This window comes from Actinomycetes bacterium, from assembly GCA_036000965.1.
Classification (GTDB): Bacteria; Actinomycetota; CALGFH01; order CALGFH01; family CALGFH01; genus DASYUT01.
Genome location: DASYUT010000265.1, coordinates 115,153 through 139,677 on the forward strand (window position 1 = coordinate 115,153; position 24,525 = coordinate 139,677).

Consider the following 24,525-nt stretch of genomic DNA (forward strand, 5'->3'; position numbering starts at 1 on the left):
CCTCCCGAACCCGAACCGTCTGCCGGCGTACTTCTTGTGCATCGCCTGCTTGGTGAACTGAACTGCCCTGGGTCTGATGGAGGCTTGGGCGGTTGGCTTATGCGACCTCCTTGGGCTCTTGATGCTCACGGTAGTAGATGGCTTCGTGTTCTGCAGGCGGGATGTCGCCGATCGCGCCGTGGAGCCGGCGCTGGTTCCACCACTCGACCCACGCCAGGGTGGCCAGCTCGACCTGCTCGGCGGTCCGCCACGGGCCACGACGGCCGATCAGCTCCGCCTTGTACAGCCCGTTGATTGCCTCCGCCAAGGCGTTGTCGTAGCTGTCGCCGCGGGAGCCAACCGAGGCCACCGCGCCTTCCTCGGCCAGCCGCTCGGTGTAGCGGATCGACAGGTACTCCCACCCCGCAGTCGGAGTGGTGCACCAGCCCGTCGAGGTCGCCCTGGCGGGCCCAGACGGCCATCTCCAGCGCGTCCAAGGCCAGCTCGGCCCGCAGCGAGGCCGACACCCGCCAGCCCACGATCATCCGCGAGCACGCGTCGATGACCAACGCCACGTAGGCGACCCCCGCCCAGGTGGCCACATCGGTGCGGTCGGCGACCCACAGGCGGTTGGGGGCCGGCGCGCTGAAGTCCCGCTCGACCAGGTCGGCCGGGCGCTGGTCGGCCTGGTCGGGGGTGGTGGTGCGCCGCGGCTTGCCGCGCACCACCCCACAGATGCCCAGCTCACCCATGAGCCGGGCGACCCGGTCACGGCCCACGGCGATGCCTTCGCGGCCGAGCTGCCGCCAGACCTTGCGGGCCCCGTAGACCTCGAAGTTGGCCTTGTAGACCCTGGCGATCTCGACCTTGAGCTCGGCATCGCGGAGCGCTCGGGCCGACGGCGGCCGGCTGCTGGCGGCGTCGGAGGTGGAGGGGGCGACCTGCAGCACCCGGCAGATCGGCTCGACCCCCCAGCGGTCTCGGTGCGTGGCGATGAAGCTCACGACCTCGGCGGTCGCGGGCCTGGCTCCCGCGCGAAGAAACTGGCGGCTGCCTTGAGGATCTCGCCTGCGCGGCGCAGCTCACGGTTGTCCCGCTCCAGCTCGGCGATGCGCCGACGCTCCTCAGTCGTGATGCCCGGGCGGCGGGCACCGTCGACCTCGGCCTGCGCGACCCAGGAGCGCAGCGACTCGGTGCCGACCCCGAGCTGGCGCGCCACCCCGAGTGATCACCCCGAACCGCTCGCCGGTCTGCTCGATCGCCTCCTGGACCATGCGGACGGCCCGCTCACGCAGCTCAGGCGGGTACCGCTTCTGGGATGGGTGGGTGCTCCGGTTGTCTGCCATGACTCCATCTTCCCTTCCAAGCGATGGAGCCTCCAGGAAACCCAGGGGGAATCAAGACCCAAGCCCACAAGCGGCGCCTCGTCCGCCAACCGGAGAAGCTGGGCCACCGAGTCATCCTCGAGCCCGCCGCCTGATCGTCCTCCAACCAGCCATGTCGGGGCGACGCCCCGACCGCTGACGCGCGCCCACGGCCAAACTACTCAGAAGCATTCTCGTCTCAGAGGGCACTTGTCACATTGATTGCCTTGCTTGGGTCATCATCGCATCGGTAGACCCAGGCTACCCAGGCTAGGTGATCAGCAGGCCGCCAAGTGGCGTGATGCGAATGCGGCCGGTCATGGGGTGGTTTGGCGGACATTGCTCGTCGACGGGCGTCGGTGGGCCTTCGGTGTGCGGGCGGCGACGCCCTCGGCGGACATGCCGGTGCGGGCGGCTTGAGCGGCGTGAGCGGGGCTGACGCTGAGGACGGACCGGCTAGTCACCGTGATGGGGTGAGTGGGGTCCACGGTGAACTGCCACTGCAGTGCGAGGCCGCTATCGTGGATATCGTGGCGAACAGTGTCAGGGAGAGGGTCCGGAGATCCAAGCGCGCCCCATACGTCAGCGTAGAACGCTTCCAGGTGATGCACACCATCGCGCGAATCCGGGACGTAGGAGATCTGGTGGGCGGCGTCCTGACAGCTGACGGCACCGGTGGCCGGGTCCTCGCCACCGCTTGAGAAGTCGTTGTCGTCGATGTAGCAGTCGGCAGCGCGGTAAACGGAGATCGTGTGCGTGCCGCTAGTGCTGGTGATGCGAAGGCTGGTAGTCCAGCTCGTGTCACCGTCGGTGTAGCGGTCGGTCTCGGTGATCCGCACGCCGGTGTCACCGGCAGCGACGGTGGCGGAGAACACGTGCGGTGTGCCGCCGCCCCCGGTCGGCGGAAGGAACTCGACCGGGGTGTAGTCCCGGCGGCCAGGGATATCCGCTGCGGGCAGTGCCGGCCCGTAGCCCTGCCCGTCCACGCGGATAAACGTGCCGCACGCCGGGCGGGGGCTAGAGCCGTAAAAGATGCTATGAGCAATGCCCGTCTCGTGGGCATCACAGGACAGGTCGTCGTGCAGGTCGAAATCCGCCAGTGTGGTTGGCGGTACCACAGTCAGGGCCAGAATAATCTCAGCCGTGGCGCCCCCAGCATCGGTCACTCTGATCCTTGGGTTCGTGGTCTCTGCCGTCGTCGGCGTGCCTAGGATTTGGCCGGCCGCCGGGTCCAGGGTGAGGCCGGCGGGGAGGCGGTCGCCAATCACCGCCCAACGATATGGGGTGCGGCCGCCCGTAGCATGCAGCGTCTGGGAGTAGGGCCGGCCGATGGCACCTGCACCAAGGGTGGTCGTGGTGATCTCCAGCGGGAGTGGTGGCGGGGGCGTTGAGGCCCGAGCAAGCACACGAGACCAGTGCAGGATATCCGGCCGAGTCTTGGAGAAGTGCAGCGCCGGGATCGTGATGCCGCCGCCCGCGTCGACCGTCAGGGTGAACTTCCACCACGGCGTATCCGAGGTGGACGCACGCAGCGCGAGGGTAGCTGTCAAGTTGAGCGTCGGGCCCGCCACACCATAGATGAGAAGGTCCAACGTGGGTCCAAAGCTGGCTGACACCCCGCCAGTCGCCTGGGGGGTCGGTGGCTGGAAACTGCTGCGGTCGCTGATCGACGACACCGGTTGCAACCGCCCGTTCTCCCATACCAGCCCAGCGCTCGCGGTGTAGCTGGCGGTCGCGCTCGCGCTGACCTCGGCGCGGATCTCCCCCCTGGCCATCAGCCACAGTTGCAGTTCGGGGACGAGGACGACCGGGACGGGTCCGACATTCACGGTGATAGGTCGAAACCGCAGCGGCGTCCGCAGCAGCGGGGTGCGTTCCAGCGTGCAGCCCACGGTCGCTCGCGCCGTCGCCGACAGGCGTGCGCTTGCGGTCACATCGCCAGTGAAGCTAGCTCGCTGGATGCCCGGGTGAAATACCCCACCCCAGCGCACGTCGAAATGTAGCGAGGGCGTCACGCTGACATCGCCGTCGACTGAGATGGACCCGCCGCCCTGGCAGCTGACGTTCCGGGCAATCCGCTGTCCGATCGGGGAGGGCGCTCCGGAGGCCGCCCGGATGGTGAGCTCGCGTGGCGTCAGCGGCGTGATGCGGGCGGCCGAAGGATGAGACGGCGGGCTGGCGCCGCCGCCAGTCACGTCGTCAGCACTGAACTCGGCGTCGATGTCGATGGATCCGCTTGGCACCGCTTGGTCAAGCGTTGCGGGGGCAAGGGTGAGGACTGTGGTGCCGCCCTGCGTCGCAACGTTCTCAACCTGGCCGAGCAACCCGTCAGGGACCTCTGGGCCGACGTCCACGGCCACGATCTGCCCGGCATGCGGCGGTGTGCCGCCGACCAGCACGGTCACGGTTCGGATGCCGTCGGCGGGACCGACCACGTCGGTCACCTGGCTGGGCGGGAGGACGGCGGCCTGCGGCGAGACGAAGGTGTCGCCGGAGGCGTAGCCGAACACGTCAACCATGACGTGGGCCCGGCCGGCCGAGATCGCCAGCGCAAGCGACCCATCCGAGCCCAGCTTGGCGACGACGAGGTTGGACACCGACTGGCCTCGGCGGAAGGCCAGGTCCGCGGCTGCCGGGCGGTCGATGCCGGTCGGGAAGACCGTCAGAGAGCCGTTCGTCGTCGGCGCCATCACCGTCACCGTGGCGACGACCGCCGTGGCCGGGATCGACCTGGGGGCTGGTGGGACGCCGCCATGCCCGGCGACGGTCAACAGCTTGGGAGCGTCGGAGCCCACCGGCCGACCGATGCCGCCCAACTCGGAGCGAGTGTCCAGCAGCCGGGTCGGCGCAAGTGGGGTGATTCCCGCCACGGCCACATCCTGGTCGCCTCCGCCGGATACGACGCCGTTGATGTCAGCGGCGAGCTGGACTGTGCTGCGTGTCCCGTTGAAGATGGAGATGGTGCCGCCGGCGCCAAGAGGCACCACAACCCGTTTGGAAACGGTCTGACCGGCACTCACCTTCAGCTCCGGCGTTCTGGGACGGGCTCGCCCCGACGGCCAGACCGTGATGTATCCCGACCGGCTCGCCCCCGTCGCGGTGATATTGAGCACCACCGCAGACGCGCCGCTGGCTGGCACCCCCCCACGGCCTGTGACCTTCACTCTTATTGTGCCGCCCGCGCGCGGCGCCTGGCCGCCGAGCCGGACACGCGTGTCCAGGATACGCACAGGCACCTGCGGACGGAGAAGCCCAGCCGAGCCACGTACGGCAGACACAGCCGACACCCAGCCAGAGATGTCAACTGAGAGCTGCGCAGTACCTGCGGGGATAAACAAGGAGATCCGGCCGCCAGCCCCTAGTTGGACCATGACCAGGCCGGCCACGGTCTGCCTTGCTGTGAAGCTCAAGCTCCAGACCGTAGGCCGGGCTTGGCCAGCAGGGAACACAGTGACATGACCGGCCCGCGTTTGCGCGGTGACCGTCACGTTCGCCACCACAGCGACGGCACCCGTCAACGGAACGCCACCCCGCCCGGCCACCCGCACAGTGGCAACTTGTCCGCCCCGTACTGGGCCGCGGATGCCGCCAACCCCGGTCCGGGTATCCAGGACGCGCGCAGGCGACACCGCATTCAGTTGGCCGCCCGACGCCAACGGAACAACCGCGTTCGAAGGAGACGATGCCAACCCGGAGCCTGCGGCATTCAGCGCGGTTACGGTAAACGTGTACGCCGATCCGGGCCGTAGGCCACCAATGACCGCCGACCGCGCCGCACCTGACATGTGAACCTGGACGCCTCCCGGTATGGCTCGCACCACGTAGCTGGTCACCGACCCCCCGCCGTCGGACTCCGGCGGCGCCCAGGACACCGTCGCTGACAACACACCAGCCACCGCGACCACCTGCCGCGGTGCTGTCGGCGGATCGGCCGGGGCTGCCGCAGCGGGTAGTGGCCCAACCGACCACAGCCACACCGCGAGCGCCAGAAGCCCACCCACCCGCGTGATCGCAGAACTACGTGAATTCGTGACCGCCATGATCCCCCCAGTAACTAATGATCGGTCCCGGCTCGTTCACTGGCCCGGTCGCGAGGTGCTTTGGTGACCGCTTCGTACTCCAGCACGGACAGGGAGCCGTAAGCGCAACCAATCTGTTGCACGTCTCATGCAAGGCCCTTCGCGCCGAAATGAGCTGGGCTGGGATGCTCTCACGGACGTCCCAAGAGGAAAAGTTTCGGTAGAAAGCTAGTCCTCTTGGCATGGCTTCCTCTTTGAACAAATAAAGCAGTACTACCGTCTAGCGGCGTGTCGCCTAAATGGGGAAACTATTAACAAACCGCCTGCCCGTGCAGTCCTCTGGCGCCAGCCCGAGCGCGGTGTGGATCGAGCATGAATGGACGGCTCGCTGACCCATTTCCCCCGAACGCGCTCACCAACGGCTCGGTCGGCATCGCCGGTCGACCTGAGCGTAGGTGGAGATGCCCTCGTCGACGAAGTAGCGCGACAGCGCCCGGGCGGTCAGTGACTTGCCCCGCACCAGAAACCGCCGCCCATCCGACGACGACAGCGTCCCGCCACCCCAGGCGGTAGCGAGCGGATGGCGATGCTGGTGGTTGACGATCGCGGTGTCGGCCGCGTCCAGCGTCTCCTCGCGCAGGTACCACTCGGTGGTCCACGCCAGGGTGTGGTAGCTGATCCCGGAGGCCTCCGCCATCCCGGTCAGACCCAGGTTGCACGCCTGGGCCAGGATCGCGGCGTACAGGTTGCGGCGCAGCTCCCGCGGGCGGCTGGTCCTGCCGCCCGCGTGGGTGGGCCGGTCGCTGAACCCGGTGGCACGGTCGATCTCGATCAGCAGCTCGGCGAGCTGCGGTCGCGGGAGCAGCTCGACCACGGCGTCGCGGAGCTCGGTGACACCCTCGGGCAGCTCCTCGGCGGGCAGTCGGCCGACGACCAGCTCGCCGGCCTCGTTGAGCCGAACCGCCGATGATCTGATGCCGGGTTGTCCACCGAGAGGACTATTGGTGTCAAGCGTCACCTGCGCTAGGACGCCGGAGGCTGCCGCCGAGCAGCTCGGCGGCGCGGCGGTCGGAGGCGGCCAGGAACGCCGCGTACACCCGCAGCGTGGTCGCGCCCCCACCGCCGTGGCCGAGGCGGCCCGCAACCGTGCGCAGGTCGACGCCGGCGGCGAGCAGCTGCGTCGCCGAGTAGTGGCGGAGCTGGTGCAGGTGGGCGGGCACGCCGACCCGGTGGGCCAGGCGCCGGAACCGCTGGGTCACCGAGTCGGGCAGCAGCGGCGCGGACCCGTCAGGCTGGGCCGAGAAGACGTAGCCGTCGGCGAGCAGCGGGACGCCGCAGGCGGCGGCGCGCTCGCCGCAGCGGTCGCGGTGCTCGGCGAGGACGGCGACGGTGGCGTCGTCGAGCGCCAGCCGGCGGCTCTGGTGGGTCTTGGTGTCCTTCTCCTGCCGCTCGCCGCCGCGCGTGATCAGGTTGCGCGCCACGAACAGGTCCCGTTCGGCGAACCGGATGCTCGGCCAGCGCAGCGCGCACAGCCTCCCGCGGCGGGCGCCGGTCACCACCGCCAGCCACAGCAGCGTGCCGAAGTCCGGGCTGGACGCCCAGGCGGCGTTGATCAGCGCGGAGACCTGCTCGGGGCTGGGCGGGGCGGCCTCGTGGTGCTGGGGGCGGGGCGGCCTGGCGATCGCGGCGGGGCTGGCGGGCAGCCAGCCCAGCGGACCGCCAGGCCGAGCGCCGCGCTCAAGATGAAGTGGATCTTGCGCACCGTCGCCGGCGCCATCGGCAGGCCGCGGGCGCAGTCCGGCTCGTGGACGACCTCGGCGGCGCCGGGGCCAGGGGTGTAGCGCTCGCCGGCGCGCAGCGCGGCCTTGCCCTCGCGCGCCAGGAGCGCGCAGCGCCGGCAGCGGCTGCCGTGGCGGCGCAGCTCCACGTAGAACGCGTCGAGGCCGTCGACGGTGAGCTTGCGCAGCGGGACGTGCCCGAGCCTGGGGCGCAGGGTGCGCTCGATGTAGCCCTGGTAGGCGTGGCGGGTGCTCAGCTCGAGGTCGGCGGTGTCCAGCCAGCGGTCGAGCAGGTAGCCAACCGTCGCGCCGGTCGCCGGGCGGTGCTGGCGTCGACCTGGCCGAGCAGCCGGGTGAGGGTCCGCTCGGCCTCGGGCGCGGGTGTGGGCGGTGGCGGTGAGGCGCCGCTCCTTGCCGGTGACCGGGTCGCGGCCCGCGTAGACCATCACGCGGAGGCTCCTCCCGCGCTTGACGATCTGCATCTGCCCTCGCGCCATGGCCCCGATGCCTACACCCGGTACCAAGCGGCCACCTGGGAGCGAGTCCGGGAAGACGAAGCCCCTGCTAGATGGTGGAGCCCTCGATCGGAATCGAACCGATGACCTGCGCTTTACGAGAGCGCCGCTCTGACCGACTGAGCTACGAGGGCTAGCTGCGACAACAGGCTACGAGCCTTGTCCTTGACCCGCCAAGTTGACCGCCATCGGCGTCATCGTCGTCCTGGCTGTCAAGGAGCCTGCCCATGGCCTCGGCGCGCCGGCGTGCATCGTAGCAGTGACGTGGGAGTACAGGTCCAGGGTAATGCGGATCTGGCTGTGGCCGAGCAGGTCGCTCACGATCTTGGGGTGATGCCCTCCCCGAGCAGCAAGGTGGCGCAGCTGTGGCGGAGGTCGTGGAAGCAGATGTGCGGCAGGCCGGCACGGTCAAGCAGCGGGTGGAAGTACTGCTGCCGCAGGTTGCTCGGGGTTGATCGGCTTGCCCACGGTGTTCGGGAAGACCAGGCCGTGATCCTCCCAGCGGCCGCCGCAACGCCGCCCGCTCGCCGGACCCCCTTTCCGTGCACGAGCCAACCCATCAGCGCCGACGCGTAGGTGGGATCGGGGGTCGGGCCTGGTGGGCTGGACGCTGGTGACGGTGATCTGCGCGGCGCCGAACACGACCAGCAGGCAGCGCAGGGACGGCGACCTGGTCAACCTCCCGGGCGCCAGCACCCGCGGGTGAACCCGCTTCATGGTACCGGATCCGGCTACCGGCGGATCTCGAGGCGGGCCATGGGGATCCGAGGGCCGGCGAAGGCGGCCTGGACCGACAGGAACGCGGCTTCCAGGGTGAGCAGGGGCGCGGCTCCGATGGCAAGGCGGCGGTCGGCCTCCTCGAGCGCGGTGGCGGCGCGGACGGCGGCGGACGGGTCGGTCCCGGCCGCGAGCCGCTCCGAGGTCGCGGCTCGGTCGGGGTGCACCAGCCGGTCGGGCGGGCCGCCGCCGCAGAGCAGGGCCATGTCCCGGTAGGCGCCGAGCAGGTCGGCCAGCGCCTCGCGGATGGCGTCGAAGCGGACCCGGCGCAGCTCGCGGCGGTGGCGGGTCTCGAGCCGCTTCCGGACCGTGCCCGTGCCCCGGCCGCTGCCGAAGGTCTCCTCGAGCTCGGCCAGCTCGCGCGCCTGCCTGGCCTTGCTGGCCGCGGCCACCTCGTCGGCGAGGGCGACCACGGCGGCCGCGGCGGCGAGCGCCTCGGACGCCTGCCCGCCGGCGAGCCGCCCGACCAGGTCCAGGGTGGCCGACCGGCGGGTGCGGACCGCCTCGTCGGTGAGCAGGGCACGGGCCCGCGCGAGCCGGCCGTGGCTGGCCGCCGCCGCCCAGGCCGCCTGCTCGGGTGCGATCCCGAGCCCGTCGACGAGCGCGGAGGTGACCACGGCGGGCGGCAGGCTGGCGAACGCGAGCACCCGGGCACGGGACGGGATGGTTGCCAGGAGCGCCTCGGTGTGCCGCGTGACGAGCACGAACACGACCTCGGGGGGCGGCTCCTCGAGCACCTTGAGCAGCGCGTTGGCGGCTGCCTCGGTCAGCCGGTCGGCCTCGTCGAGGATGAACACGGCGGTGCGGCCCTCGTGCCGGGAGCGCGACGCCTCGTCGCGGAGGGCACGGACGTCCTCCACCAGGAGGTTGTCGCCCTCGGGCTCCAGCAGGTGCACGTCCGGGTGCACGCCTCGCAGGACCCGGCGACAGACGCCGCAGGTCCCGTCGCCCCCGGCCGGGCAGTTGAGGGCGGCGGCGAACACCCTGGCCAGGTGCACCTTGCCGACCCCGGGTGGGCCCGTGAACAGCCAGGCGTGGGTCACCCGGCCGGACTCGACCGCCTCGCGCAGGGTGGCCACCGCCTCGCCGTGGCCGACCACCTCATCCCAGACCGACATGGTGCTCCTCCAGGCGGGCGAGCACGGCCGCGCGCACCCGGTCGGCGACCTGCCCGGCGGGCGGACCGGCGTCGACCACGACGAACCGGTCGGGGTCGGGGTCGGACTTGGCCAGGTCGCGGAACGCCCGCCCGACCGCGCGGTGGAACTCGAGCTCCTGGTCCTCGATCCGGTCGCGGGTGCCGGTCCGGCGGGCCAGGCCGACCGACGGGTCCAGGTCGAGCAGGACCACGACGTCGGGGAGCAGCCCCCCGGTCCCCCACTGGTTGACCGCTTCGACCGTCTCGACGCCGAGGCCGCGGGCGGCGCCCTGGTAGGCAAGGGACGAGTGGAGGTACCGGTCGCACAGCACCACCGCCCCCCGGTCCAGGGCCGGGCGGATCACCTGCTCGACGAGCTGGGCCCTGGCGGCCGCGAACAGCAGCGCCTCGGCCCGCGGGTGCATGCCGGCCGAGGAGGGGTCGAGCAGGATCGCGCGGACGCGCTCCCCGAGGGGCGTGCCGCCGGGTTCCCGGGTGGTGACGACCTCCCGGCCGAGCCGTTCGAGCTCCCGCCCGAGCAGCCGGAGCTGGGTGGACTTGCCGGCCCCCTCGACACCCTCGAACGCGATGAACCGACCCACGCCCCGCTGGTCGGCGGCTGGTCCGGGGCCGTCCAGACCGGCAGCCGGTCGAGGGCTGTCCGGCCCGGCGGCCGGTCCGGGGCCGCCCGGCCCGGCGGCCGGTCCGGGGCTGTCCGGACCGGGCCCGACTCGGGAGGCGCGTGCTTGGCGCATGGCGGCCGGCAACGCTACGCGCTGACCAGCTCGGCCACCTGGACCTGGCTGCCGCACTTGGCGCAGGTCGCGGTGTCGCCGTCCTTGTCGGGGGCGAGCAGGCCGCCGCAGGTCGGGCACTTCTGGGCGAGGGGCGCCTGCCAGAGCGCGAAGTCGCAGTCGGGATAGCGGTTGCAGCCGTAGAACGTCTTGCCTCGCTTGGTCCGCTTGGAGACGACCTCGCCCGCGCCGCACTTGGGGCAGGTGCCGAACGACTGCTCGCCGAGGTTCTTGATGCCCTTGCACTTGGGGTAGTCCGAGCAGCCCAGGAACGGGCCGAAGCGGCCGCTGCGCTTGACCATCGGCTTGCCGCACTTGGGGCAGGGCACGTCGGTCAGCTCGGGCTCGGCCTGCTCGGCCTGGTCGGCCGACTGCTTGGCGTTGCGCCGGTACTTGCAGTCGGGGTAGCGGCTGCACGACAGGAACCAGCCGTAGCGGCCCCACTTGCGGACCAGCTTGGCGCCGGTCTCCGCACCGCACTGCGGGCAGGTCTCGTCGGTCGGCTCCTCGGGCCGCGAGACCTTCTCCTGACGCTCGGCGATCGTCCCCTCGACCTCGTCGAAGAAGGTCTTGACGAGCGGCTCCCAGGCTTTGGAGCCTCTCGCGATGCAGTCCAGGTCCTCCTCCATCTTGGCCGTGAAGCTGAGGTCGACGACCTTGGGGAAGACGTCGGCGAGCAGGTCGGTGACCACGATGCCGACGTCCTCGGGGTGGAAGCGCTTGCGGTCCAGCCGCACGTACTTGCGCTCCTGCAGGGTCGAGATCGTCGGCGAGTAGGTCGAGGGACGGCCGATGCCGTGCTCCTCGAGCGCCTTGACCAGGCTGGCCTCGGTGAAGCGGGGCGGCGGCTCGGTGAAGTGCTGCTCGGGGGTGAGCTCGACGAGCCGCAGGACCTGGCCGACGGTGAGCTCTGGCAGGGTGCCGGCCTCCTCCTCGAGGTCGTCGTCGCGGCCCTCCAGGTAGACGCGCACGAAGCCGTCGAAGCGCATGACCGACCCCGAGGCGCGGAACACCAGCTCCCCTGCCTCGATGTCGACGGTGGTCTGGTCGTAGACGGCCTGGGCCATCTGGGAGGCCACCGTCCGCTTCCAGATCAGCTCGTAGAGCTTGCGCTGGGCCGGCTCCAGGTGGCCGTGCAGCGACTCGGGCGTGCGCCTGACCCCGACGGGCCTGATCGCCTCGTGCGCCTCCTGGGCGAGCTTGGTCTTGGGCTTGTACTTCGTGGGGCGCACGTACTGGCTGCCGTAGCGCTCCCGCACCAGCCCGGCGATCTCGCCCTGGGCGACCTGCGACAGCGCCGGCGAGTCGGTGCGCATGTAGGTGATCAGGCCGACCGAGCCCTCGCCGGGCAGCTCGACCCCCTCGTAGAGCTGCTGGGCGATGGCCATCGTGCGCTTGGACGAGAAGCCGAGCTTGCGCGACGCCTCCTGCTGCAGGGTGGAGGTGGTGAAGGGCGGGGCCGCGCCGCGCCTGCGCTCGCTCTTGGTGACGTCCCGCACGATCCAGGTCGCGGCCCGGGCCGCCTCGGCGGCCACGGTCGCCGAGCCCTCGTCGCCGAGCACGAACTTCTGCTTCTCGCCGACCGGGTAGCGGGCGTGCACGGCCTCGTCGGCGTCGGTGGCCAGGTCGGCCTCGAGGCTCCAGTACTCCTGGGCCCGGAACGCGTCGATCTCCCGCTCGCGGTCGACGATCATCTTCAGGGCGGCGGACTGCACCCGCCCGGCCGACAGCCCGGCCCGCACCTTCCTCCAGAGGACCGGCGAGAGCTTGTAGCCCACGATGCGGTCGACCACCCGGCGTGCCTGCTGGGCGTCGACCAGGTGCGCGTTGATGTCGCGGGGGGCGGAGAACGCCTGCCGGACCGCGTCCGCGGTGATCTCGGTGAACGTGACCCTCCGGGTCGCGCCCGCCGCGAGCTTGGCCGCCTGGGCGATGTGCCAGGCGATCGCCTCGCCCTCACGGTCGGGGTCGGTGGCGAGGAAGACCTGCTCGGCGCCCTTGGCCGCCTTGCGGATCTCAGAGACCACCTTCTTGCCCTTGGCGGTCACCTCGTAGGTGACGGCGACGCCACCGTTGATCTCGACGGCGAAGTCTGACTTGGGGAGGTCTCGCACGTGCCCCATGGAGGCCAGGACGGAGTAGTCCTTCCCCAGATACTTTCCGATGGTCTTCGCCTTCGCCGGCGACTCGACCACCACCAGGTTGCGTGCCAATCCAACGTTCCTTCGTTCGAGGTCATCGACAGGCGACCGGGTACCTGCCTTGGGAGCCGGTCGGTTCCGTTCGACGGAACCGGACCGTTTCAGGGGAGACGGCGTAGTGTTCAGACCGCTCGCCTGAACTGTCAAGGCCGAAACAGCATCGCGCTATTCCCGCCCGTTGTCAGCCGGGCATCCACAGGCCGACGCTCCACCACCATCCTACCCACGCCCGCAACGGCGTACCCAGCCGGCGCCCGCAACGGCGCACCCAGGCCGTCAGGCACGGGGTCAGCGGACCTCGTCGACGTTGGCCGGCTGGGACGCGGGCGCACCCGCCGCACCGGCGCCCGAGACCTGGTGGTTGCGTCCGGGCGCGGCCGGGCTGGGCGCGGGCGGCATCTTCTCGGCCTGGGTGGCGATCAGCTCGGCACCGCCGGCCCGGCTGGAGCGCCACAGGGCCCAGCCGAGGACCGCCGTGCCCGCCACCGCGATCAGCACCCGCACGGCCGTGTCGTCCCCGAGCGCCACCACGGTCGGGACGATCAGCACCGCGACCAGGTTCATCACCTTGATGAGCGGGTTCAGCGCGGGCCCGGCGGTGTCCTTGAACGGGTCGCCGACGGTGTCGCCGATGACGGTCGCCTTGTGGGGCTCGGAGTTCTTGCCCCCGTGGTGGCCGTCCTCCACGTACTTCTTGGCGTTGTCCCAGGCCCCGCCGGCGTTGGACAGCATCACGGCCAGGAGCTGGCCGGTGAGGATCGCCCCCGCCAGGTAGGCCCCGAGGGCCTCGGCCTGGAACAGGAAGCCGACCGTGATCGGCGTCACCACCGCGAGCAGGCCGGGGGTGAGCAGCTCGCGCAGCGAGTCCCTGGTGCAGATGTCCACCACGGCTGCGTAGTTGGGCCGCTCGGTGTAGTCCATGATCCCCGGGTGCTCGCGGAACTGCTTGCGCACCTCGAACACGACCCGGCCGGCGGCCCGGCCCACGGCCCGGATCGCCTGGGCGGAGAACATGAACGGGACCGAGCCGCCGATCAGCAGGCCGACCAGCACTCCGGGATGGTCGATCCGGATGTCGACGAGGTCCGGGGGCACCCCGGCGGCGAGCAGGGCGCGCCGGAAGGCGCCGAACAGGCTGGTGGCGGCCAGCACGGCGGTCGCGATCGCCATGCCCTTGGTGATCGCCTTGGTGGTGTTGCCCACCGCGTCGAGCTTGGTGAGGACCTCGTTACCGGCCTCGCCGACGCTTCCCGACATCTCGGCGATGCCCTGCGCGTTGTCGCTGATCGGCCCGAAGGTGTCCATGGAGACGATGACGCCGACGGTGGTGAGCATGCCCATGCCGGCCAGGGAGATCATGTAGAGCTGGAAGTCGAGACCCTGGCCCGACCCGATCAGCACGCAGCCCATGATCGCCGCGACGATGGCGAGCACCGCGTACACGGTCGACTCGAGCCCGATGGCGAACCCCGACAGGATCGTGGTGGCCGGCCCGGTCTCCGAAGCCTGGGCGATCTCCCGCACCGGCTTGTACTCAGTCGCCGTGTAGTAGGAGGTCATCAGCTGGATCACGCTGGCCAGGACCAGCCCGAGGACCACGGCCGCAAGCGGTCGCCAGTCCTCCACGTAGGCGATCGACACCACGCCGACCAGCACGGCCGAGACCACCGCGGCCCCGAAGAACCCCCGGTTGATCGTCGTCATGCCGCCCTCGCTCTCGGAGCGGGGGCGCACCATCCAGATCCCGACGATCGAGGCCACGATCCCGATGGCCTGCACCATGAGGGGGAAGAGGAGCCCGACGATGGGCCGGTCGGGGAAGGCGGCGGTGCCGAGCACGATCGCGGCGACCAGGGTGACCTCGAAGGACTCGAAGAGGTCGGCGGCCATCCCGGCGCAGTCGCCCACGTTGTCGCCCACGTTGTCGGCAATCGTTGCCGCGTTGCGCGGGTCGTCCTCGGGGATCGACCGCTCCACCTTGCCGACCAGGTCGGCGCCCACGTCGGCCGCCTTGGTGAAGATCCCCCCGCCGACGCGCATGAACATCGCCAGCAGGGCCGCGCCGAAGCCGAAGCCGAACAGCACGTTGGCGGCCTCGCCCTTGTAGAGCAGGACCACGGCGGTGGCCCCGAGCAGCCCCAGACCGACGACGAACATGCCGGCCACCCCGCCGGCCCGGAACGCGATCGGCATGGCCTTGAGCAGCCCGCCGCGCTCAGCCGCCGCCGCCACCCGGACGTTGGCCCGCACGGCCAGGCTCATCCCGGTCCGGCCGGCCACGGCCGAGAAGACGGCCCCGACCAGGAAGGCGACCGACCGGCCGATGCGCACCGAGTTCGACGGGGCCTCGATCAGCAGCAGCAGGAAGAACAGCAGCGCGACGAACACGGCCAGGGTGCGGAACTGCCGGTTCAGGTAGGCACGGCTGCCCTCCTGGATCGCCGCGGCGATCTCGCGCATCCGCTCGGTGCCCTGGTCCGCGGCGAGCACCTGCCTGACCAGCACGAACGCCACGGCGATGGCGAGGACCGAGACCAGCATGACCACCAGCAGGGTGGTGTTCTCGAACCTGCCGAACTCGATTCCTCCGACGCTGCCCTCTTGGGCGAGCAGCCGTACCTGGCCCATCAGACCTCCTCAGACGCCCCGCCGTTGGGACGTGGTCTCGATCCACACGAACCGGGAGCGTTCGGCTGGTGGGAGCGGGAAAGCGTGAAGCGCGGGCTGGCAACGGCACCGCCCACCCCTCGCCGGGGCGCACGCTCGCCATGTCCCAGACCCGCGAGAATTGGGGGAATACTGCCATCGACCTCCGAGCCGGGCAACCTTTCGGAGGGCCCGACCGGGCCTGCGACCGGCGGACGATCCTGACCATCGAAGCAATCCGGGACAGCCCTTCAACCTCAGGCGCGTGGAGGCGGCAGCTCCTCGCGGCCTCGGCGCAGCCAGAACCTCGTGCTGTGGCCGCCGCCTTCCAGCGTGGTGCTGTGCAGCCCGTCCACCAGGGCCCCGACCAGCGCGAGGCCGAACTGGCGGTCGTCCACCTCACCGTCCTCGGGCATGCTGGACGCGTGCTCGCCGGCCGGCGCCCGGTCGCGCACCTCCACACCGAGCCGGCCGGGCTCTTCGACCAGGTCGAGCTCGATCGGGGTGGAGAGCCCGGCCCAGGTCAGGTCGCCCACGGCCACCGCGCAGGTCTCGGACACGGCCACCTTCAGGTCCTCGACTCCCTCCTCGTCCACGCCGGCCTTGCGGGCCACGATCCCGACCACGAGGCGGACGGTGCCCAGCAGCGCCGGCTCGGGCGGGAACGCGAGGTGGACGACTGCCGAGGCAGGCTCGCTCGAGGCCACGGGCGGTGCTACTCGGCCGAGTCCGAGATCGCCTCGGCGACCGACGAGTGGATCGGGAACACCTTGGTCAGGCCGGTGATGCGGAAGATCTTGAGGATCTTCTCCTGGGTGCACACCAGCTGCAGGGAGCCGTCGTGGTTGCGGACCCGCTTCAGGCCTCCGACCAGCACGCCCAGGCCGGTCGAATCCAGGAAGTCCACCTTCTCGAGGTCGACGACCAGATGGTATTCGCCGTCGCTGACCAGCTCGATGAGCTTCTCCCGTAGCTTGGGGGCGGTGTAGACGTCGATCTCGCCCCCAACCCCGAGGACTGCGTGGTCCCCTTCCTTCCGTACGTTCAGGTCGAGGTCCATGCCATCTCCAGTCTCGATCACCATTGCAAACGCAGCCGAGAGGCTAACGTCGGCTCCCCGTGCGGGCAAGAAAGCGTCACCTTAGGCGCGCTGGGGACCAGCGGCAAGCGCGCCCGGGGCGAGCGCACCCGGGGGGGGAGCGCACCCGGGGGGGAGCACACCCGGGGGGGAGCGCACCCGGGCGAGTTGCCCGTTGCAACCGGCCTCGATAGCCTACGACGCGCCTTCCGACCCGAGATCCGGCCTGAGATCGCTGAGGTCTCGCCCTCCAGGACCAGATCGCAGCCAAGGAGCGGAGCCCTGTCAAGGTTCACCCGTGCCACCGCCGCGCTCGCAGCCGCCCTGCTGCTCGCCGCGTGCACCTCGAGCAAGGACGGCGTGACCACATCCAGCGGGACCGGCCAGCCGGCCACGTCCGGGCCACCCAAGGCCGGGCCGCTGCAGCTCGAGTTGAAGTCCGCAGCGCAGGGGCCGGAGCGGGGCTTCAACCCCAAGACCGCCGCCCAGCGGGCCACCCCCGACATGGAGCGGTTCATCCGCCGTTACGTCACCGCCGCGTTCCTGGACCCTGGGCAGCCACGGGCCGGCTGGCGCGACCTGCTCGCCATGTTCGACACCCCGGTGCAGCGGGCGGCCAGGCGCGACCTCGAGTCGCTCTCCCTCGGGACCGCCGCCGCCCAGGTCAAGACCGTCCGGCCCGGCCGGGCCAGGGCCGCCGTGATGTTCCTGTACCAGGGCGGCCGGCCGGTCGGCGCCACCGTCAAGCTCGCCTTCGACGGCTCCGCCGACGTCGAGCAGGGCACCGGCCCGGTCCGACTGCGCTCGGTGTTCCAGCTTCTGCGGACCGCTCAGGGCTGGCGGATCGTGTCGTACCAGAGCCAGACGGGAGCTTCCGCATGAGACGCCCCATCGCCGTCCTTGTGACCCTGGCCCTCGTCGGGGTGGCCGGCACGGTCGGCGTCACCACCCTCCTCCTGAACAGGAGCGACGCCGCCCCGGCAGTCACCGTCCAGCGCGCCCACAAGGGCGCCGCCGCCCCGAGCTTCAAGCGGCGGATCACCTTCCTGGTGGTCGGCTCCGACTCGGGAGCGCCGAAGTTCGGCCGCGGCGGCGCCGCCGCGCACGGCCGGGCCGACTCTCTCCACCTGGTCGTGCTGGACCCCGTCAAGCGCCAGGGCATCGTCATGGGCTTCCCGCGCGACAGCTACGTGCCCATCCCGGGGCACGGCACCAACAAGGTCAACGCGGCCATGTCGTTCGGCGGCCCCGCGCTGCTGGTCCGCACCTTCGAGCGGCTCACCGGCATCCACATCGACTACTTCGCGCTCACCTCCTTCGACGGCCTCACCGACCTGGTCAACAGGGTCGGCGGCGTGCGGGTCAACGTCGACATGAACATCCGCGACCACGTCGCCGGTGCGTTCATGAACAAGGGACCGCAGCGGCTCTCCGGAGCGCGCGCGCTCGCCTACGCCCGCGCCCGCAAGACCGTGCCCGGCGGCGACATCGCCCGCTCCCGCCACCAGGGCCAGATCCTGATCGGCGGCCTCGCCACCTACCAGGCCCAGGTCGCCAAGGACCCGGCCCGGGTCATGAAGTGGCTCGCGATCATGAACGACGAGGTGCAGACCGACCTGCCGATCAGGGAGCAGCTCAACCTGGCGCTGTTCGCCCGCACCGTCGCGCCCAGCCGGCTCCACAACGTCGTCGTCCCCAACACCACCGGCACCGCCGGCAGGGCCTCGATCGTCCGCCTCCTCCCCGGCGCCTACTCCCTGTTCGCCCGCGTCCGGGCCGGTAGCCTCGCCTGAGCCGCACCCCGCCCACGCCGGCCAGCATGTTGTGGACGAAGCGCTGGTGGCCGGGCCAGCCCGGGAGACGCTCGTGGCCGGGCCAGCCCGGGAGACGCTGGTGGCCGGGCCAGCCCGGGAAGCGCTCGTGGCCGGGCCAGGCGGGAGCGGCACCCGAGGCAGGCCAGCCGGGCTCCCACCCGAGGGGTGAGGCCCAGCCGCCGGGTGGGTGCCGCGACTACCATGACCGGGTGTCCGCCACCGACCCCGCCGTCCTGGTCGAGCACCTCACCGGCGACCCCGACTACCGCGGCCAGCTCGTGCACCTGGAGCAGCTGCCGGCCCGACCCGCCCGCCTGGTCGCGCTCCCCGACGACCTGCCCGAGCTGCTCCTCGGCCGGCTCCGGGCACGGGGGGTGGCGGCGCTCTGGAGCCACCAGGCCGAGGCGGTCGCCCTCGCCCGTTCGGGCACCCACGCCGTCGTGGCCACCGGCACCGCATCGGGCAAGAGCCTCTGCTACCAGCTCCCGGTCTTCGAGGCCCTGCTCGGCGGCGGTCGCCGCACCGCCCTCTACCTGTCGCCCACCAAGGCGCTCGCCCACGACCAGCTCCGCGCCATCCGCTCGTTCGCGCTCACCGGCGTCCGGGCCGCCTCCTACGACGGCGACACCCCCGCCGAGGAGCGCCCCCTGGTCAGGCGGAACGCCAACCTCGTGCTCACCAACCCCGACATGCTCCACCGGGCCGTGCTCCCCGCCCACGAGCGATGGGGCGCGTTCCTCGGCCGGCTTGCCTACGTGGTCGTGGACGAGGCCCACACCTTCCGGGGGGTGTTCGGCTCGCATGTCGCGGCCGTGCTCCGCCGTCTGCGCCGGCTGGCCAACCGGTACGGCGCCCGGCCGGTCTTCCTGCTCGCCTCGGCCACCCTCGGCAACCCGGCCGAGCTGGCCGAGCGGCTCGTCGGCCTGCCGGTCGAACCGGTGACCGCCGACGGCTCGCCCCGCGGGCCGGTCGCCTTCGCCCTGTGGGAGCCGCCGCTGCTCGACGAGACCACCGGTATCCGGCGCAGCCCCAACGTCGAGGCGGCCGCCTGGCTCTCGGCCGGCGTGGAGGCCGGCATCCGCAGCCTGTGCTTCACCCGCTCCCGCCGGGCCGCCGAGCTCGTCGCCACCTACACCAGACGCCGGGTCGCCAACGTCGACCGGGCCGCGCGCGCCGAAGGCGAGCGGGCCGCGCGCGCCTCGGGTGAGCCGCGCGCCCTCGCCCGCCGCGTCCGCGCCTACCGGGCCGGCTACCTCGCGGAGGAGCGCCGCGAGCTCGAGCGCGGCCTCGCCAGCGGCGAGCTCCTCGCGGTCGCGGCCACCAATGCGCTGGAGCTCGGCATGGACATCGGCGGCCTCGACGCGGTCGTCCTGGACGGGTTCCCGGGCACAGTCGCGTCCATGTGGCAGCAGGCAGGGCGGGCCGGACGGCAGGGCGGCCCGTCCCTGGCCGTCCTGGTCGGGTCGGACGACCCGCTCGACGCCTACCTGCTCCACCACCCCGCCGACCTGTTCGGCCGCCCTCACGAGTCGGCCCTCGTGGACCCCGCCAACCCCTACGTCCTCGCCCCCCACCTCGAGTGCGCCGCCTACGAGGCCCCCCTCACCGAGGAGGACCTCACCCTGTTCGGCCCGGCCGCCCGCGACGTCGCGGCGGACCTGGAGACCGAAGGCACCCTGCGCCAGCGCTCAGGCGGCCTACACACGGCATCCGGCCGCACCCCGGCTGCCGACATCGACCTGCGCAACGTCGGCGGCCCCCCGGTCACCATCGTGCTCGCCGACTCCGGGCAGGTGATCGGCACCGTCGACCGGGCCAGGGCCACCTCGACGGTGCACCGGGGCGCCGTCTACCTTCACCAGGGAGAGCCCTACCGGGTCGCCGAGCTCGACCTCGTCACCGGCGCCGCCCTGGTCGAGCCCGCCGCCGGTGACGAGTACACGCAGGCCCGCCGCGACGTCGGCATCGAGGTCGTCCAGCCGGCCCGCCGGGTCGACTTGCCCCGCTCGGCCCTCTGGCTCGGCCGGGTCGCCGTCTCCGACCAGGTGATCGGGTACGAACTGCGGCGGGTCGGCTCCGGCGAGATCCTTGGCTACGAGGAGCTCGACCTGCCCCCAAGCCTGCTGCCGACGGTCGCCTACTGGTACACCTTGACCCCCGAGCTGCTGGCCGCGGCCGACCTCGCCCCGGCCACCGTGCCGGGCGCCGCCCACGCCGCCGAGCACGCCCAGATCGGCCTGCTTCCCCTGTTCGCGATGTGCGACCGCTGGGACATCGGCGGCGTGTCGACCGCCTGGCACCCCGACACCGGCATGGCCACCATCTTCGTCTACGACGGCTACCCGGGCGGTGCCGGCATCGCCGAGCGCGGGCACCTGCTTGCCGCCAGGCACCTCCGCGCGACCCGCGACACCGTACGCGACTGCCCCTGCGAGACCGGCTGCCCGTCGTGCGTGCAGTCCCCCAAGTGCGGCAATGGCAACCACCCGCTCGACAAGGCGGGCGCGGTCCGTCTGCTCCACGAGCTCTTGGCTGACCTGGACGCCCCGGCGGCCCACGACACCGCCGGCCCGGCTGCCGAGCTGTCCCGGCCGGGGACCGGGCGATGACCTGCCCGACCACTGGCACAACCCCCGACCACTGGCACAACCCCCGACCACCGGCACGATCCCCGACCACCGGCACAACCCCACCACTGGCACAACCCCCGACCACCAGCACGATCAGGACACGAGCCGACTGGTGAGGCCACACAGAGGAGGAGCCTTCAGCACATGACCCTGTACATCGGCGTAGCGGGAGCGTCGCAACCCGAGCCCGAGCTCGCCGACCTGGCCGAGACACTCGGGCGCCGCCTGGCCGAAGCCGGCACGATCGTGGTCTGCGGCGGCGGCACCGGGGTGATGGCGGCCGTCTGCCGGGGGGCGGCCGCGGTGGGCGGGACCACGGTGGGCCTGCTGCCCGGGGGGAACCGGCACGACGGCAACCCGCACCTGAGCGTCGCGCTGCCCACTGGCCTCGGTGAGGGACGCAACGTCCTGCTCGTCAGGGCCAGCGACACCCTGGTCGCCATCGGCGGCGGATACGGCACGCTGTCGGAGATCGCCCTCGCCCTGCGCACCGGCGTCCCCGTGGTGGGGCTGCGAACCTGGTCGCTCGCGCTGGCCGGACGGCCGGTCGACGCCTTCCCAGTCGCCGAGCAGCCCGATCAGGCGGCGCGCCTGGCCATCGCGTCGGCAGAGGCCCACGCCAGTGGCTGACCCGGGACCCCGCACCCGGGACCCCGCACCGGGTCGCACTCCGCCGTTTCGCGGACAGTGGTGGCGGGCACCTCCGGGCCGAGCGGGCACGGCCCACCCGACCTTGCGCATGAGAGGCGACCTCCATGGCTGTGATCTTCCTGCTGCTCGCCATCGGCGTCGGCGCCGCGATCGGCGACGCCGTCTACGAGAGCACCGACCCTGGCACCCTCACCATCCTCCAGCAGACGACCGGCCGGTTCAGCCAGGGGCAGCTCCTGGCCATCTTCGCCGGGCTCGGCTTCCTGCTCGCGCTCCTGCTGCTCCTCGCGGGCAGCTCGACCCGGCGCCGTCGCACACGACGCAAGGAGCTGCGAACGGCCAGGCAGGACATGGAGGACCGCGTCGCCGAGCTGGAGCGCGACAACGCGAGACTCCACAACGACCTCGCCCGGTGGGACCAGGCCGTGGCTGACCGGGACGCCGCGCTCGCCCACCGCGACCAGCTCCTCGCCTACAAGGACGAAGAGCTGGCCCGACTGCTCCACCGAGCCAGGCAGGCACCGGCCCCGGACCGGCCGAGGCCACCCGCCGACACCACCACAGCGGTTATCCCCGACCGGTCGCAGTACTGGCACGGGCCGGAGGACGCCCAGGAGACCGGGTCGGCCGCAGCGCGCCGCGACCGCCCGACCCGCCAGCTCGACCCGGGCCGTGACGATCCGGCGAATCCAAGATGGGCCGGTCCGGAAGGGACGCCCCGGCCGACGCGAAGGCCCGGTGGGACCACATGAGGTGACGCGTGTGAATAGTTGGTTAAGTTGGTTGCGAGACGTTTAGCGGGAGTGCTCGCGGGGCTCATACTGGTTGCGTCGTGGCGCTCGGCCCCACCCCGGGCGCCACCAGCGGCGCCCTACCCGCAGCGGCGCCGTGTGCCCTGGCCGTCCCGCTCCCACCCGGCGACGTCCATGGGGCAGAACGAGCGGGACCCGGTCCGGGTCCCGCTCGTCGTTTGTCCGGCCCTTGCCATGCTCGTTGTGTTGTTCACCGTCATGCCGGAGCAATCGAGCCCATGCTGCGGGTGGGCGCTGCTGAGCGTGGTGTCGATCCGCTCCCGTCCGCACCCGAGGTGGGCAGTACCGCTCTGGCTCGGGCGTGCAGCACGACCGGGAGCCCGGTGGGTGGCAGCACCACCCGCCCGCGCACGGTCACGACCGCCTCCGCCGCCGAGCAGGCACACCCTACAAGCGCAGCCCCGTTGGCCCGCGCGACCCCCACGGTGCTGGCCACGGCTGGCTCCCCGGTCGCCGTCAGCGCCGCCAGCGCCGCCAGGTCGGCAGCGGTCTGCACCCGCGCCCGCGCCGCGACCAGCACCCCGACATCGAACGCGGCAAGCCCGGCCAGCACCACCACCACCCCAAGCGCCAGCGCCACGACCGTCACCGAACCGCTCTCGCGCTCACCCGCCGCGGGTGCCGACCGCAGTCGACCACCCACCGATGCCCGACTGCTCACGGTCCAGCGGGGGCCGGCGCCGGGCCCGGTTCGACGGCCGCGACCGCCGCCGCCCGCACCGTGACCACCGGCACCCCAGGCAGCAGGACCACCGGCAGCGTGACCTCCACCCGCACCCGGCCCGGGGTGGCTGCGACCCTGACCCCGGCACGCCGGCCAGCGGGAACCGCCGCCCGCGCGGCCGCGACCGCCCTGGCGTGACCGCCGCCCAGGGCGGCCTCGCGCGCGCCCTCCCGGGCGGCTCCCTGGGCCACGACCTGGGCCAGCGCCATGCCGACCAGCGCGACCATGACCAGCGTCACCGCGACCAGCAGCGGAATGGCCGCTGCCAGCTCCACCGTCGCCACCCCCCGCTGGCTGCGCGACGACCCCATCGTCAGCCCACGCCCAGCATGCCGCGGACCTGCCGCACGACCGCGTCGAGCAGGCCCGCGACGGCACCGTTTCGGGCCCACGCCAGCGCCAGCGCCGCAATCGTCGCGGCGAGGATCATGACCAGGGCGTACTCGGTTGTCTGGCTGCCGGCCTCAGGTTCGGCACCGGCGGAACAGGCTGCGACGGACAGCACGAGATCACTCCTTTGAGATCGTGAGATCGCTTGAGGAACCCCAAGCCTTGAGGAACCCCCAAGCCTTGAGGAACCCCTGAGGAAGGGGGGGTGGCGCCAGGGCAGGCATGCCTGCGCTACGGCGCCAGGGCGCGGACCGCTCCGGCCACGGTCGGCACGACGGTCAGCAGGACGATTGTCAGGCTATCCAGCAAGCTGCTATGGTGCTGCCACGATGCCGAAGCAGCAGCTCGCAGCCGGGGTCTACGCGCGGATCTCCTACGTCCGCCAAGCGGATGGCACACCGGAGCGCCTCGGTGTCGAGCGCCAGGTGCCGCCGTGCCGCGAGCTGGCCCGGCGCCAGGGCTGGACGGTGGCCGAGCCGGTCTACGAGGACAACGACCTCAGCGCCTACTCGGGTAAGCGCCGGCCGGGCTACGAGCAGCTCCTGGCGGACGCCAAGGCCGGGCGGATCAAGGTCATCGTCGCGTGGCATGCCGATCGGCTCACCCGGCAGCCGACCGAGAACGAGGCGCTGATCGCGCTGGCCGAGCGGTACGGCATCCAGCTCGCCACCGTGACCGGCGAGCATGACCTGGCGACGCCATCGGGCCGGCTGCACTTCCGGATGCTCGGCTCGATCGCCCGCTACGAGTCAGAGCACCGGGCCGAGCGGCTTCGGCTCAAATGGGATGAGCTGGCCCGGGCCGGCAAGCCGAAGGGCGGCGGCGTGCGCCCGTTCGGCTTCGAGCCAGACCGGATGACCCTCGACGAGGTTGAGGCGGCGCTGCTTCGTGAGGCGGCCGAGCGCGTGCTGGCCGGTGAGGGCCTGTACGCGGTGCTCCGGGACTGGCACGCCCGGGAGATCGTCACGCCGACCGGGAAGGTGTGGAGCACAACGAGCCTGCGCCGGGCACTGCTCGCGCCGCGGTCGGCGGGCCTGCGTGAGCATCGCGGCGAGGTGCTCGGCCCGGCCGTCTGGCCGGCGATCCTGGACGAGACGACCCGCAAGCGGCTGCTCGAGCTGTTCGGGCGCGACGACCGCAAGCGGCAGGGGCGGCCACGGACCTACCTGCTCAGCGGCATCACGATCTGCGGCCGGGAAGGATGCGGCCGGGCGA

The 24,525-nt window shown here is 71.9% G+C and carries 20 protein-coding genes, 1 tRNA gene, 2 pseudogenes and 1 other annotated feature; of the genes and pseudogenes, 7 read left to right on the top strand and 16 right to left on the bottom strand.

Going from position 1 to position 24,525, the window contains the following annotated elements:
- Positions 1-97: 97 nt before the first annotated feature.
- From VG276_23555 to VG276_23615, 13 genes and pseudogenes are all read right to left on the bottom strand, one after another.
- Positions 98-1,325: pseudogene (locus VG276_23555) on the bottom strand (IS3 family transposase).
- Positions 912-1,028 (bottom strand) — a sequence feature (AL1L pseudoknot). (Overlaps the previous pseudogene by 117 nt.)
- A 335-nt stretch (positions 1,326-1,660) precedes the next feature.
- Positions 1,661-4,363, bottom strand: a complete 2,703-nt coding sequence (locus tag VG276_23560) for an Ig domain-containing protein (protein ID HEV8652285.1) — start codon at positions 4,361-4,363, stop codon at positions 1,661-1,663.
- 1,411 nt (positions 4,364-5,774) lie between these two features.
- Positions 5,775-6,380: a Tn3 family transposase gene (locus VG276_23565; protein ID HEV8652286.1), complete on the bottom strand. Its 606-nt coding sequence runs from the start codon at positions 6,378-6,380 to the stop codon at positions 5,775-5,777.
- Positions 6,370-7,074, bottom strand: coding sequence for a site-specific integrase (locus tag VG276_23570; protein ID HEV8652287.1), 705 nt, complete (start codon positions 7,072-7,074; stop codon positions 6,370-6,372). Before VG276_23570 ends, VG276_23565 begins: the two co-directional genes overlap by 11 nt.
- Positions 6,975-7,637 carry a hypothetical protein gene (locus VG276_23575; GenBank protein HEV8652288.1) on the bottom strand — a complete coding sequence of 221 codons (663 nt, stop codon included), beginning with the start codon at positions 7,635-7,637 and terminating at the stop codon, positions 6,975-6,977. Before VG276_23575 ends, VG276_23570 begins: the two co-directional genes overlap by 100 nt.
- Positions 7,638-7,712: 75 nt before the next feature.
- Positions 7,713-7,789 (bottom strand) — tRNA-Thr (locus VG276_23580).
- Positions 7,790-7,805: 16 nt separating this feature from the next.
- Positions 7,806-8,062: pseudogene (locus tag VG276_23585) on the bottom strand (tyrosine-type recombinase/integrase).
- A 324-nt stretch (positions 8,063-8,386) separates the two neighbouring features.
- Complete coding sequence (holB, locus tag VG276_23590) at positions 8,387-9,550, bottom strand: DNA polymerase III subunit delta' (protein ID HEV8652289.1); 1,164 nt, start codon at positions 9,548-9,550, stop codon at positions 8,387-8,389.
- Positions 9,534-10,172 (bottom strand): dTMP kinase, encoded by a 639-nt coding sequence (gene tmk, locus VG276_23595; protein ID HEV8652290.1) that lies wholly within the window; start codon positions 10,170-10,172, stop codon positions 9,534-9,536. Before tmk ends, holB begins: the two co-directional genes overlap by 17 nt.
- Positions 10,173-10,339: 167 nt before the next feature.
- Positions 10,340-12,577 (bottom strand): type I DNA topoisomerase, encoded by a 2,238-nt coding sequence (gene topA / locus VG276_23600; protein HEV8652291.1) that lies wholly within the window; start codon positions 12,575-12,577, stop codon positions 10,340-10,342.
- A gap of 276 nt (positions 12,578-12,853) precedes the next feature.
- Positions 12,854-15,193 (bottom strand): sodium-translocating pyrophosphatase, encoded by a 2,340-nt coding sequence (locus VG276_23605; GenBank protein ID HEV8652292.1) that lies wholly within the window; start codon positions 15,191-15,193, stop codon positions 12,854-12,856.
- A 275-nt stretch (positions 15,194-15,468) separates the two neighbouring features.
- The gene (locus VG276_23610) at positions 15,469-15,918 is read right to left on the bottom strand and encodes an ATP-binding protein (protein HEV8652293.1); all 450 of its coding nucleotides are present in this window, start codon (positions 15,916-15,918) and stop codon (positions 15,469-15,471) included.
- Between the two features lie 8 nt (positions 15,919-15,926).
- Positions 15,927-16,271 carry an STAS domain-containing protein gene (locus tag VG276_23615; GenBank protein HEV8652294.1) on the bottom strand — a complete coding sequence of 115 codons (345 nt, stop codon included), beginning with the start codon at positions 16,269-16,271 and terminating at the stop codon, positions 15,927-15,929.
- Between the two features lie 378 nt (positions 16,272-16,649).
- Here VG276_23615 and VG276_23620 point away from each other — a divergent pair, with 378 nt between their 5' ends.
- From VG276_23620 to VG276_23645, 6 genes are all read left to right on the top strand, one after another.
- Positions 16,650-17,171, top strand: a complete 522-nt coding sequence (locus VG276_23620; protein ID HEV8652295.1) for a hypothetical protein — start codon at positions 16,650-16,652, stop codon at positions 17,169-17,171.
- The gene (locus VG276_23625; protein ID HEV8652296.1) at positions 17,168-18,082 is read left to right on the top strand and encodes an LCP family protein; all 915 of its coding nucleotides are present in this window, start codon (positions 17,168-17,170) and stop codon (positions 18,080-18,082) included. The genes VG276_23620 and VG276_23625 overlap by 4 nt, the downstream gene beginning before the upstream one ends.
- 31 nt (positions 18,083-18,113) lie before the next feature.
- The gene (locus VG276_23630; protein HEV8652297.1) at positions 18,114-18,272 is read left to right on the top strand and encodes a hypothetical protein; all 159 of its coding nucleotides are present in this window, start codon (positions 18,114-18,116) and stop codon (positions 18,270-18,272) included.
- Between the two features lie 40 nt (positions 18,273-18,312).
- The gene (locus tag VG276_23635) at positions 18,313-20,712 is read left to right on the top strand and encodes a DEAD/DEAH box helicase (GenBank protein ID HEV8652298.1); all 2,400 of its coding nucleotides are present in this window, start codon (positions 18,313-18,315) and stop codon (positions 20,710-20,712) included.
- A 165-nt stretch (positions 20,713-20,877) separates the two neighbouring features.
- Positions 20,878-21,363, top strand: coding sequence for a TIGR00725 family protein (locus VG276_23640; GenBank protein ID HEV8652299.1), 486 nt, complete (start codon positions 20,878-20,880; stop codon positions 21,361-21,363).
- 125 nt (positions 21,364-21,488) lie between these two features.
- Positions 21,489-22,136 (top strand): hypothetical protein, encoded by a 648-nt coding sequence (locus VG276_23645; GenBank protein ID HEV8652300.1) that lies wholly within the window; start codon positions 21,489-21,491, stop codon positions 22,134-22,136.
- Positions 22,137-22,392: 256 nt separating this feature from the next.
- Here the strand turns inward: VG276_23645 and VG276_23650 are convergent, their stop codons facing one another.
- The 3 genes from VG276_23650 to VG276_23660 are packed head-to-tail and all read right to left on the bottom strand — an operon-like array spanning position 22,393 to position 23,425.
- Positions 22,393-22,857, bottom strand: coding sequence for a pilus assembly protein TadG-related protein (locus VG276_23650; GenBank protein ID HEV8652301.1), 465 nt, complete (start codon positions 22,855-22,857; stop codon positions 22,393-22,395).
- Positions 22,854-23,195 (bottom strand): TadE family type IV pilus minor pilin, encoded by a 342-nt coding sequence (locus VG276_23655; protein ID HEV8652302.1) that lies wholly within the window; start codon positions 23,193-23,195, stop codon positions 22,854-22,856. The genes VG276_23650 and VG276_23655 overlap by 4 nt, the downstream gene beginning before the upstream one ends.
- A 38-nt stretch (positions 23,196-23,233) precedes the next feature.
- On the bottom strand, positions 23,234-23,425 hold the full coding sequence (locus VG276_23660; protein HEV8652303.1) for a hypothetical protein: 192 nt from the start codon (positions 23,423-23,425) through the stop codon (positions 23,234-23,236).
- A 214-nt stretch (positions 23,426-23,639) separates the two neighbouring features.
- Between VG276_23660 and VG276_23665 the strand changes: the two genes are divergently transcribed.
- Positions 23,640-24,525, top strand: an 886-nt coding sequence (locus VG276_23665; protein HEV8652304.1) for a recombinase family protein, incomplete at its 3' end; no start/stop codon positions are given.

Bases quoted from the DNA above. Each gene is read 5' to 3' on its own strand.
- VG276_23640 (HEV8652299.1), top strand. From the start codon at position 20,878: ATGACCCTGTACATCGGCGTAGCGGGAGCGTCGCAACCCGAGCCCGAG.
- VG276_23605 (HEV8652292.1), bottom strand. From the start codon at position 15,193: ATGGGCCAGGTACGGCTGCTCGCCCAAGAGGGCAGCGTCGGAGGAATC.
- VG276_23615 (HEV8652294.1), bottom strand. From the start codon at position 16,271: ATGGACCTCGACCTGAACGTACGGAAGGAAGGGGACCACGCAGTCCTC.
- VG276_23645 (HEV8652300.1), top strand. From the start codon at position 21,489: ATGGCTGTGATCTTCCTGCTGCTCGCCATCGGCGTCGGCGCCGCGATC.
- holB (HEV8652289.1), bottom strand. From the start codon at position 9,550: ATGTCGGTCTGGGATGAGGTGGTCGGCCACGGCGAGGCGGTGGCCACC.
- VG276_23575 (HEV8652288.1), bottom strand. From the start codon at position 7,637: ATGGCGCGAGGGCAGATGCAGATCGTCAAGCGCGGGAGGAGCCTCCGC.
- VG276_23625 (HEV8652296.1), top strand. From the start codon at position 17,168: ATGAGACGCCCCATCGCCGTCCTTGTGACCCTGGCCCTCGTCGGGGTG.